The organism is Acinetobacter sp. YH12200 (assembly GCF_013418175.1).
Taxonomy (GTDB): domain Bacteria; phylum Pseudomonadota; class Gammaproteobacteria; order Pseudomonadales; family Moraxellaceae; genus Acinetobacter; species Acinetobacter pseudolwoffii.
Genome location: NZ_VPCO01000012.1, coordinates 92,418 through 103,670, shown reverse-complemented (window position 1 = coordinate 103,670; position 11,253 = coordinate 92,418). Strand labels below are relative to the sequence as shown.

The window sequence follows — 11,253 nt, the reverse complement described above, 5'->3', positions numbered from 1 at the left end:
GTAAAAATCCACACAAGTTGTTCTTCATAAGCTCTTAATGATCTTCTTGCTGATTCGTCACCAGCAAGCTAGGTCGGCTATATTACACTGAATTTCTAAAGTGTCAATCCGTAATTCAAATTAATTTAAACTTATCCAACAAAACCTAATCTTAACACTTCGTGCTAAGTTACTGTTTTATCAGAAGTTTTAATCTTCATCACTGCCGATGGATGTGCATTCTACAGCATTTCAGAGCGCTTGCAACACTTCTTGCAAAGATTTTTTATCGTGTGTTTGTTTTATAAACCAATAAAAATATAAATAATTGTTTTTTATATAAAATTTATTTTAATTATTTTTGATTTTCATGTAATCTAGCTAAGAACTCTCACCCAAGTAATTACAACCAATTGTTTTAATTAAAATTATTTAAAAAAATCATTTATTACGCACTCCCTATTGCTTAAGGCGTAGTCAATTCTTGTTTTATTCTTCACCGCCCTGACGCTTATATAGAAAAAACTTGTTTTATACGGCCTTCTTCCTAGAAATTGGCACTCTATTTAAATATGCAAAATAAACTCCGACCTTAAAATTAAAAAAGCCATTGCTTAAGAGCAATGGCTTTTTCAAAAGATTAGACAACAATTAAAACTTCATACTGACTCTTGCCCAGTAGTTACGGCCAATATTGTTAAATTGCTCATTGGCAGCAAATCCAAAACCAGAACTGCCCATCTTGTTCAAATGCTCGGCATAGGTACGATCTAGGACATTATCGACCCCCACAGAAAGATCTACCCCATTCGTAATGTGATATGTGCCATTTAAAGACAGTGCGCCAAAGCCTGCACTTTTCTTAACATCATAACCAACGATATTCCCTTCACGCTCACTAATTCGGTTTTGACCATCGACCAAACGCCAGTAAGCACCCAAAGTATAATTATCCTGGATATAACGTAAATTCACCCGAGCCTCTAAAGGTGAAATCTGTGGCAACGGCGTATTATCAGTGGTGTTTTCACCCCATGCGTACATGGCACTGACATCAGCCTGAATCGCATCACTAAACTGATAACCAATGCCCGCTTCTGCACCTGCAATGACAGCATCGACATTTCGTGTTTCAGCTTGATCGTTTGCATTGTATTTGGTCAAAATAAAATCTTGAATCAAGCCTGTATAGGCAGATACCCATGAACTTAGGTTTCCATGTTCATGTTGGTAACCTAAATCCAACTGTAGGGTTTTCTCAGTATCAATGCTTTTAAAGGTATTGGTATTACCATTCCCTGTTTTAGGACTGAATAATTCCCAGTAATCCGGCATACGTTCGACATAACCTAAACCGATATAAGTTTTGCCATCATCATGTTCAGGATGGGTATTTTCAAAACGTAAGAATGCACTTGGCAACGTTTTACTACGCTCTACATTCAAATCCGCCTGAAGAGATTCAGCACGTCGATCCAGAACTTCAACATGATCCAGTCGCACTCCGGATACCAGTTTATTATTTCCGCCCAGCTGATAACTCAACTCTCCAAAACCGCCATAGGACTGAAACTCCATATCAATAGAGCGAGCTTTGTCTTTATAACTGTTATGCATGCCTTTACGGATACTATGTTCATTATTCTGCGTATCGACCCCCGTAATCAGCTCGATATCATCCCACTCCTGTGTCATCGCAACCCGGGCATTTAAAGTCTTACGTGCCACGTTGGTTGCCATCGGCATATTCATCATCGGAGTGGGCTGGAACTCACGTAAACTAAAGTTATCCATCACATGATCATTAAAGTTATAGTTCACTTGAGCTTCAACTTTCTTGATTACATCAGTGACATTTTTCTTCTCAAATCTTAGACCGAGGCTTTCTCTGCCAAATTTTGAGCCATCCATTGCCCGGCCCGCATACACCGCTTCACCATCTGCTTTACCTGCGGTCAATTCAACCCAGGTATCTTCATCGGGCGTGAGACCCAAAGCCAGATCGGCATTCCAGCGCTCCCAGTCTGATGGCACAGTATTACCACTTCCATCCTGATAGCTATCAGATACAGAACGGTTGCTATTCAGACGGATATATTTCTGCTCATCACCTGCTGCCACTTCAATATTCTGATCCAGTCGGCCAAATGAACCCATCAAGACACTTGTTTGACCACGATAGTTTTTATCATCTTTAAACTGTTCCGGACTGCGTTCAAAAATCACGGTTGCGGCAGATCCAGTATTGGCATATTGAACCGTTTGCGGGCCTTTGATCACCGTAATCTGGTCGTAACTTTCTGGGGAAATATATGAGGTGGGTGAGTCCATCCGACTTGGACAGGCCCCCAGGTTTTCAGTGCCATCGGTCAGGATTTTAATTCTTGAACCAAACATACCCCGGAAAGTCACATCACCATTGGTGCCGGCACCGCTATTCACTGCACTAAAACCGACAATACTTTGTAAATAGTCTGCACCATCTGATGCCGGAATCGGTTGAATCGGCTGTTTCGGATCAGCACGGACAATCAGTCCATTGGCATCATTACCTGCTGTAGAAGTCACCACAATCGGTGCCAAAGTTTGCACGGGCATCGTTTCATTTGCCATTGTGGCTGGTGAATAACAGATAACACAAATCGCAGCCGCAAGTGGCTGTAAAAAAAATTTAGGCTGAGCCATTTTTTTATCTCACTGAATACATAAAAAAGCATGGCTTGAGTCAATAACAACCCAAGCGAAAAATGCAGGTTTATGCAGGCAGTGGCGGCGCTCGTCCCTGAGGAATTAAAAAGAGCTGCTGAAGGACAAACCAGACATGCTTAAAGGTTTTTTGATAAGCAATTAAACGGACATGAATCCGGTCAAGAACCTGTTTGATGTCCAGATCAGGTGGCAACAGCAGATTTGCGTAGACGGTACAGTACTGACACTGATGATTGGCATCATGATGCTCATGTGAGGTATGCGTCGCCTGAACAGACTGCATGGCATGTTCGGCAGCACTATGATGGGTGTGGGTATCTGTCGCTATAAAAAGCGCACGCGTGATGGTTTCGCAGACCGGAGCAATCTGATATTGCTTCGGTAACAAAGGCTGTAAAAATACAGCAATCTGTAGAAACACAGCTGCAAATGCAAATAGCAGCCCCGCGCGTAAAAACACAGGCCACTCCTAAAATATGCTCATGTCGATTATAACAAAGCCCAATCAGAATTGGGCTTTGTTGGATCATTAAAATAAATTAAAAAAATATCCTAGCGTTTAACTGCCACCTTGTCTTTATTACGCTGGCGTACCAGTTTTTCTACTTTTTCACGTGCACGTTGACGTTTTAATGGCGATAAATAATCAACAAATAATTTGCCACTTAAGTGATCCATTTCATGTTGAATACACACAGCGAGAAGTCCGTCAGCTTCGAGTTCAAATGCTTGACCTTCCAGATTAATTGCCTCGATTTTTACACGTGACGGACGGTCAACTTTATCGTATATTTGAGGAACTGATAGACAGCCTTCTTCGTAGGGCTGCGTTTCTTCAGTCAATGGTGTAATTTTGGGGTTAATAAACACCATCGGTTGATCTTTATTTTCAGACAGATCCATAACAATCAGCTGAATATGACGATCCACCTGAGTCGCGGCAAGTCCGATACCTGGTGCTTCATACATGGTTTCAAACATATCTGCAGCGAGCTGACGAATTTCATCAGTCACATCTTCGACAGGTTGTGCAATGGTACGAAGACGGGGATCCGGGAAACTTAAAATAGGTAATAAGGCCATACTGCGTCCTCAATTATGCCATTGATCAAAAAACCAAATGAAGGGAATGCTTCATCAAAAAATGTGTGTAAGATCGTTATTATAACGCAACTACGCACATAATTTTAGGAATTATGATAATGAAAAAGGTTTTGAAGGGCATGCCATTTTTTAGTGCCTTGGGGTTTAAAAATCAGATGCTGGCACTCGCCGTTTGTGTCGGTGTCGGTATGGGGACTATTCATTCTGCCGAGGCCGCACCTGCACGTAATGTCAATCCGCCGGCATTAAAAGCCAGTGCACCCAATATTTATGTGGTCAAAAAAGGCGATACCCTCTGGGACATCTCAAAACGCTTTTTGAAAAACCCGGTGCGTTGGCCTGAAATCTGGGCCAGCAACAAGCATGTGAAAAATCCACATTGGATTTTCCCGGGCGATCGCCTGTTGATGTGTGATTACCAGGGCCGTCCGATTATTGGCAAAGATGAAGGTGATGGTTGTGACGGTATTATCAGCCGCTATCTGGGCAGCACCTCTCTGCAACCTCAGATTCGGGTTGAATCTTTAAACAATACCATTCCAGTGATTCCACTAGAACATATCAAACAGTGGCTAGAGCGCTATACCCTGATGGCGCCTGATTCAGTTCAAGGCACCCCATACATTCTTGGAACTGCAGATCAGCGCGTACTGGCGGGCAAAGGCCAGAAAGTCTATGTACGTGGTAACGGTCTGGTCGTTGGTCAACGCTATGCCGTTTATCGTGAAGCTGAGCCTTATGTATTTACCGATGCCAATGGCAAGAAATATACTGCTGCACTCGAGCTGCAACAGGTGGCATCTGGTATTGCGGTACGTAGTGAAGGTGAGGTAACCACACTGGAGCTGACTGACAGTTATAACGCGGAGGTGCGTCGCGGTGACCGCGTACTCGCTGAATACGACCCGATGTTACCGACGCTGTTCTACCCAACCAATGCAGAAAGTATTGTGCCTGGTGGTCAGATTGTGCGTGTATTGGGGTCGATTGGTACTGCAGCACGTCATAGTGTCGTCACCCTTGACCGTGGTACGGCACATGGCGTTCAGACAGGTCATGTCTTTAGCGTAAACCAGAAAGGTGAAGTGGTGACTGATCCGAAGACTAAAGAACGGGTGCAATTGCCAGGTGAGCGTATTGGTCAGGTCATGGTCTTTAAAGCCTTCGATCAATTGAGCTATGCCTATGTGCTGGATAGCGAGCTTCCAATTAAAGTGGGTGCCGGCATTCAGCCTCCTTTGTTAGAAGACTAAGGTTGCAAAGTGGGATGATGTTGATAGATCAGCATCATCTCAATTATTTTCATTCATACCAATAATAAGAAGACGCAAAAATAGGTCTCACTATGTTGAACAGATTGTCGACATCACAAATCAATGCCATCACGCTGTGGTATTTGGTGCAACATTCCCTCACCAGCTTTTATAAAATCAGTCGGCATTATGCAGATCTTGCGGATGCAGTCCATTGTTCTCAAATCGAGACCTGGCAAAAGCTCGGCCTTCATAAAAATCATATTCAACGCCTGAAAGACTTTCAAAGCAGCGAATCTCAAACCCATTTTCAGCACAGTCTAGAACAGATTCAGTTGCACAGTGATTTTGTGCTTTTGCATACAGATGCTGAATATCCACAACAACTGAGTCATTATGAGCATAAGCCGCCAATTCTGTTCGGGCAGGGACATGCAGATCAGTTACTCCAGCCACAAATTGCAATTGTTGGCAGTCGCAAGCCAAGTCCGCACGGACAGCAAGTCGCCTATGACTTTGCCTTTTATCTGAGTGAGCAAGGTTTTTATATTAATAGTGGCTTGGCACAAGGGATTGATGAAGCAGCACATCGGGCTGCGCTACAACATCGACGAACGATTGCAGTGATGGGTACAGGGATCGAACAGACCTATCCTGCTGTACATCAAGCACTACGTCAGCAAATGATTAACCACGGTGGTACAGTTATTACTGAGTTTTTGCCTTTTACCCCACCCTTGCAGCAGCATTTTCCACGGCGCAACCGAATTGTCAGCGGCTTAAGTCTTGGGGTGATTGTGGCAGAAGCTGCTTTAAAAAGTGGTTCATTGCTTACGGCACAATGGGCAGCGGAACAAGGCAAGAACATATTTGCAATTCCGGGGCATATTTACAGTGAACATCATCAAGGTTGTCATCAACTGATTCGTGAAGGTGCGATTTTAATTGACCATCCACAGCAAGTGATTGAGGATTTAGCCCTAGCAACACAGTGGCAAGCGAATGCAAATCACTTCAAAAAAGATACTTATCCTGAGCAAGAGCGCACTATCCCGCCCCATTTAATTCATCTTTATAATCAACTCGATTGGGTCGGACAGAGTCTGGATCAGCTCAGTTTTCATTTACAACAGGAAGTATCTTCCTTGACCAGTCAATTGATGGAACTTGAGCTGCTCGGCTTGAGTACTCAACAAGCGGGCATGTATCAGCGTTGTCGTCCACTGAAATAAAGTTCACAATAGGGCTTTGTTGTTTTGTATAAGGTATTCACATGATTACTACCTCTGTTGCTGAAGCAGCAGCATGTCTTAAAGACGGACAAGTCTTGGCATATCCTACAGAGGCTGTTTGGGGCTTGGGTTGCGACCCTTATAATGAACAGGCATTTCATCAGATTTTAAAATTGAAACAGCGCCCGATTGAAAAAGGGGTGATTCTATTGGCAGCGCATATTTCACAGGTGGAACATCTGCTGCAAGATTTAACTACAGAAATGCGTGAACAAGTGATTGAATCCTGGAGCAATGACAGACCCGCTGAACGCGCCATCACCTGGCTGCTTCCCGCGCATCAGGAGATTCCGGCCTGGATTAAGGGCGATCATCCCAAAGTGGCGGTTCGCGTTACCAACCATCCACTCTGTATGGCACTATGTCAGGCCTTTGGCGGTTTTATTGTGTCTACCAGCGCCAATCCTGCAGGATTAGAACCGGCGCGTTCACTGCAAGATGCGATTCGCTACTTTGATCAGAATCTGAATTATCTGAATGGTGACTTAGGGTTAAGCCAGCAACCGAGCCGGATTATTGACGCCGTCAGTGGGGCGATTATTCGCGACTGAGCTTTTTCAGAGTCCACGCAGATATTCAAGCTCGACTAAAGTTTTAAGACAAAAAAAAGCTCAACCATATAGGGATGGTTGAGCATAAAAAAGGATGTGCATAAATCACATCCAGAGGGTTCAGAAATCTCTGGGAGTTTGATAAAACAAGGAAAAATATGTTTAATCATTCTCGATGGATGCATTATGAGAGAAAATTAGTGCAACGACAAGTACAATAAAAAACTCAATTAATACATATTTTCTATTAATACTAGGCAACTTTTAACCAAAATTCAAACTATCTTGCTCTTTCTATTCCAGTTTTAAAATAAATTAAGATTTTTATATTTATTTTCACATTTAAAAATTGGGATTTAACAGGCTATTTCAATTAAAAAACCTTGATTGCTTGCTTAATATTCAAACAATTAATATCTTGATAAACTGTTCCTTAGCTTATCACTTTGCTCTTCCCGGATATTGTGCCCATATAATTCCCAGTAAAATGATACCACCTCCAATACTGTGATACATGGTCCAGGCTTCACCTAACCAGAGATAGGCGACTATCGCGGTAAAAACCGGCATCAGATTCATAAAAATACTGCTACGATTTGGACCGAGTTGCTGTACCGCCATCATCCAAAAAAACGGGGCTAAAATAGAAGGAAAAATTCCGGCATAAACAATACTGGCTGCATTATGGCTATTGATACTGTCCAGACCGAAGTAAAGTACCAACGGAATATGATAGAGACAGGCCATAAAAATCTGGATATACAGGCTCACTAAGAGTGGAATCTAAATCTGCCATTTCTTCAGAAACACGCCATAACACGCATAAAAAAATACTGCGATCAACATCAACAGATCGCCAATATAGCTTTCACCGACAGCTAAAAACTGCAAGCCCTGCCCTTGTGCCATGACATACATCAAACCAATAAAGGACAGAAGACTCCCTAGCACTGCAGCCTGTGTCGGGCGAATCTTTAAAACAAAAATACCCACAATAATGGTAAAAATAGGAATAAAGGCATTGATCAGCCCCATATTGGTCGCAGTGGTAAAGTGTGCAGAGCTATAGGCCAATCCTTGATACAGCACCATCCCCAAGGCACTCAAAACTGCAAAGTGTCCAAGATGTGGGCGAATCTCTGGCCAGGCTGCTTTGACCTTGGGCAACAGAAATGGGCTTAAAATTAGCAGTGCCAGTACCCAGCGGTAAAAACTGATACTGATGGGAGAAATATAATCCGCCACATAACGTGTCACCGTCATGTTTAAGGACCAAATAAAAACTGCAGCCAATGGCAATACCATTGCCCACCAGACTGCTTTGTGCTGCTGTGTCATACCCTCATCCATGTGTCGCTTGTCTTGTTATTTAGCGATTGCTATTTGCGCACCCTAGCATAATAGATTTTTCACATGATATTCAGGCAATTTACCGATTTAAGCCTCCTGCCTCAGCAGCTGTTACTTGTATTGAATCTAAATACCCGTTAAAACAAAGATCGATTCAGTCTGAATAAACAGGAAATCTAATGACTCGCTCTGTATATGACATTCCAGTCAAAACCATTCAAGGCCCGGAAACCACCTTAAACCAGTATCAGGGCAAGGTATTGCTTGTGGTGAACGTGGCATCGAAATGTGGTCTGACTCCGCAATATGAAGGTTTGCAAAAGCTGTATAAAGACAAAAAAATGCAAGGTCTGGAAATTCTGGGCTTCCCTGCCAATAACTTTCTGGAGCAGGAACCGGGTAGCGAAGCAGAGATTCAGGAATTCTGCTCTGTCAATTATCAGGTCGACTTCCCGCTCTTTGCTAAAATTTCTGTGGCGGGCGAAGACAAGCATCCGCTCTATACCACGCTGACTCAAGCTGTACCAGAGCGGATCGGTGAAGGCCCGTGGTGGAAAGATCTGGTCGATTATGGCCTGACTCCAAACCAACCGCCTGAAGTGTTATGGAACTTTGAGAAATTTCTGATCAATAAAAATGGCGAAGTGGTTGCACGTTTTGCGCCTGACATTACTGCAGATGATCCGCGAATTGTGGATGCGGTAAATGCCGAACTGGCCAAATAATTGCTAATCGCAAAGTAAGTATGTATTTACCCAATAGATACTTACTTTGTAATTTAAACACAGCGAGTTAAATACATAATGATTCATATAAATCCTATCTATAAGTCGCCCTCAACTTTTATTTTTGGCTATAGTTCGTCGCCTGTTCATCAATCTAACAGGCCTAATCTGCAACGATCCTCGGTTAGATTAACAATACACTTGAAGCAATAAACCATTGAGTAAAAGCAAGCGTATTTTCTATATCAAATGCATTCTACGCGTATGAGAAACCCGTACTGGATCAAGTGAATAGGGAGAATGTAAGCATGCATATCCAGAACTCTCCGTTTCTTAACATCATTACAGCCCAAACAATTTATTGAGTTGAAAACGTGAGTTTTATCTTTATTTTTTAAGCATTTTTAATCGAAGACGGTCTGCGCTTCAGTAAATTTGTTATAACTTTGCAACAATCTTTTTTATCTCCATAGTTTGTCCCTATATTAAATCATGAAATATTTCCACCTGCACCGAGACCCTGATTCCATGTCCAAGATTCTTGCCAATGCCGTTCTTCCTTTTGCATTATTTAGCTCAGGGATTTTACTGATGGGATGTGAACAGGCAGTTGAAGCACCCACTGAGCAAGCGGAAACTCGTAGTTCCGATCTTGACACTGCCAGCCAGCCGCAAACTGGCGCTACCGCACCAACTGAGCTTAGATCGGGCAATATGTTTTATATGGTTCGTGATGTGGCTGACTTACAGCTGAAAGCAGGCAGTTATGTGGAACAGTTGAAGCAGACTCAGACTGAGCTACAAAGTGCAGTAGAAGCCAAGGATACTCAGCAACTGCAGTCCACCGCAACCCAGTTACAACAGCAACTCAACAGCTTTAATCAGGTACTCGGCAACCTGAACTTAAAAAGTCAGGAAATTGACCAGATCCGCAGCAATATCATGAGTGCCAATCAGCAAGTCTTGGCCTCACCGCTGTTGAATGGTGACATGGATTTAAGCCAGATCGACCTGAAAAAAATTGAATCGCAGATGGTCAATGTGCAAGCTGAAATGATCAAACTGGCGGGGCTGCTGATCCAGAATCCAGAGCAAAAATCAGACAGTACGACTGAACAGGAAAATACCTAAACCTTCATCTAAGGCGATAGATCGGAAAGCATCTTCCTCAATCGCCTTATCTGCTTTACACTGTGATTTATTATAAAAACTAATTTAAATTAAAAGCTTATATCTAATAAAATAATCAGGAGTTCAATCATGTCGAATTCAGTGCTGTATTCTGTTGTTCCGGTCGAATCCCGACTTGACCTGAAAGATCCCTTTATTTTTACTGTTCACCATCAGGATCATTATCCACAAGGCAATGCCCAATTAGGGCCAGTTACACCGCCGTATCAGCATGAATATGACATGTATTATGGCGAGCAAATTCCCGGCTTTCCGGAGCATCCGCATACCGGTTTTGAAACCATTACCATTGTCGAGCGCGGTTATGTCGACCATTTTGACTCGCTCGGAAACTCGGGACGTTATGCCGCAGGTGATGTGCAATGGCTGACCACCGGCAATGGGGTACAGCACTGCGAAATGTTTCCCTTAGTTCATCAAGATCAGGATAATCCTCTGGAGCTGTTTCAAATCTGGCTGAATTCCTCACCGGAACAGAAAAAGCAGCCGGCCGATTATAAAATGTTGTGGCGTGAACAGATTCCGCATGTATTTTCAGCCAATGCAGCCGGACCTAAAGCGGATATTCGGGTCATTTCAGGGCAGTTTAAAGATACCGAAGCACTGGATCGTCCACCCCATTCTTGGGCAGCACCTGCTGAAAACAGGGTCAATATTTACCTGATCACACTTGCGCCTGAGGCAGAGCTGATTATTCCGGCAAGTACTGCGAGCGCGACGCGTTTTTGTTATTTCTACCAAGGCAAAAGCCTGGAGCTGGAAGGACAGAAAATACAGGTCAAGCATCTGATAGAACTCAAACCAGATCAGGATATTCATCTCAAAGGTGGTTTACTGGAATCACATATTTTATGGCTAGAAGGTGAACCGATTGGTGCACCCGTGGCGATGCGCGGGCCCTTTGTGTTAAATACTCCGCAGGAACTGGATGCTGCTTTTCGCCGTTATCGTGACACCCAGTTTGGTGCTTGGCCTTGGCCAAACGCTGAACCATCATTTCCACGAGAACAACCTCGTTTTGCCAGTTATGACGGTGGTCAACGCGAAGAATATCCAGAACAAAGAAGCCACTGAATAGTGGCTTCTTTGTCGAGTCAAT

Annotated in this window: 9 protein-coding genes and 1 pseudogene; 6 read left to right on the top strand and 4 right to left on the bottom strand. The window is 43.2% G+C overall.

All coding sequences use genetic code 11. The annotated features are described in order from the left end of the window. Positions 1–630: 630 nt before the first annotated feature. The 3 genes from FTU90_RS09810 to def form a co-directional block, all read right to left on the bottom strand. Complete coding sequence (locus FTU90_RS09810) at positions 631–2,664, bottom strand: TonB-dependent copper receptor (protein WP_180072507.1); 2,034 nt, start codon at positions 2,662–2,664, stop codon at positions 631–633. 70 nt (positions 2,665–2,734) lie between these two features. Then, on the bottom strand, positions 2,735–3,148 hold the full coding sequence (locus FTU90_RS09805; protein WP_159138879.1) for a DUF2946 family protein: 414 nt from the start codon (positions 3,146–3,148) through the stop codon (positions 2,735–2,737). A gap of 92 nt (positions 3,149–3,240) precedes the next feature. After that, positions 3,241–3,771 (bottom strand): peptide deformylase, encoded by a 531-nt coding sequence (gene def / locus FTU90_RS09800; RefSeq protein WP_005173860.1) that lies wholly within the window; start codon positions 3,769–3,771, stop codon positions 3,241–3,243. 119 nt (positions 3,772–3,890) lie between these two features. Between def and FTU90_RS09795 the strand changes: the two genes are divergently transcribed. From FTU90_RS09795 to FTU90_RS09785, 3 genes are all read left to right on the top strand, one after another. Further along, entirely contained in the window at positions 3,891–5,045 is a 1,155-nt protein-coding gene (locus FTU90_RS09795; RefSeq protein WP_005094531.1) for a LysM peptidoglycan-binding domain-containing protein, read from the top strand. 92 nt (positions 5,046–5,137) lie between these two features. Further along, on the top strand, positions 5,138–6,277 hold the full coding sequence (gene dprA / locus FTU90_RS09790) for a DNA-processing protein DprA (protein WP_100329712.1): 1,140 nt from the start codon (positions 5,138–5,140) through the stop codon (positions 6,275–6,277). A 41-nt stretch (positions 6,278–6,318) separates the two neighbouring features. Further along, positions 6,319–6,888: an L-threonylcarbamoyladenylate synthase gene (locus FTU90_RS09785; RefSeq protein ID WP_074383691.1), complete on the top strand. Its 570-nt coding sequence runs from the start codon at positions 6,319–6,321 to the stop codon at positions 6,886–6,888. 441 nt (positions 6,889–7,329) lie between these two features. On the opposite strand, the pseudogene FTU90_RS09780 reads toward FTU90_RS09785, so the two are convergent. Next, positions 7,330–8,226, bottom strand: a pseudogene (locus FTU90_RS09780) (DMT family transporter). A gap of 191 nt (positions 8,227–8,417) precedes the next feature. Between FTU90_RS09780 and FTU90_RS09775 the strand changes: the two are divergent. From FTU90_RS09775 to FTU90_RS09765, 3 genes are all read left to right on the top strand, one after another. Then, positions 8,418–8,963 carry a glutathione peroxidase gene (locus tag FTU90_RS09775; RefSeq protein WP_005173845.1) on the top strand — a complete coding sequence of 182 codons (546 nt, stop codon included), beginning with the start codon at positions 8,418–8,420 and terminating at the stop codon, positions 8,961–8,963. Positions 8,964–9,491: 528 nt separating this feature from the next. After that, positions 9,492–10,094 (top strand): hypothetical protein, encoded by a 603-nt coding sequence (locus FTU90_RS09770; protein ID WP_005173841.1) that lies wholly within the window; start codon positions 9,492–9,494, stop codon positions 10,092–10,094. Between the two features lie 129 nt (positions 10,095–10,223). Continuing rightward, a complete protein-coding gene (locus tag FTU90_RS09765) occupies positions 10,224–11,228 on the top strand; it encodes a pirin family protein (RefSeq protein WP_100535455.1) in 1,005 nt (334 codons plus the stop codon). Positions 11,229–11,253: the final 25 nt, after the last annotated feature.

Coding starts and splice junctions, on each gene's coding strand:
- FTU90_RS09810 (WP_180072507.1), bottom strand. CDS start 2,664: ATGGCTCAGCCTAAATTTTTTTTACAGCCACTTGCGGCTGCGATTTGT.
- def (WP_005173860.1), bottom strand. CDS start 3,771: ATGGCCTTATTACCTATTTTAAGTTTCCCGGATCCCCGTCTTCGTACC.
- FTU90_RS09795 (WP_005094531.1), top strand. CDS start 3,891: ATGAAAAAGGTTTTGAAGGGCATGCCATTTTTTAGTGCCTTGGGGTTT.
- dprA (WP_100329712.1), top strand. CDS start 5,138: ATGTTGAACAGATTGTCGACATCACAAATCAATGCCATCACGCTGTGG.
- FTU90_RS09785 (WP_074383691.1), top strand. CDS start 6,319: ATGATTACTACCTCTGTTGCTGAAGCAGCAGCATGTCTTAAAGACGGA.
- FTU90_RS09775 (WP_005173845.1), top strand. CDS start 8,418: ATGACTCGCTCTGTATATGACATTCCAGTCAAAACCATTCAAGGCCCG.
- FTU90_RS09770 (WP_005173841.1), top strand. CDS start 9,492: ATGTCCAAGATTCTTGCCAATGCCGTTCTTCCTTTTGCATTATTTAGC.
- FTU90_RS09765 (WP_100535455.1), top strand. CDS start 10,224: ATGTCGAATTCAGTGCTGTATTCTGTTGTTCCGGTCGAATCCCGACTT.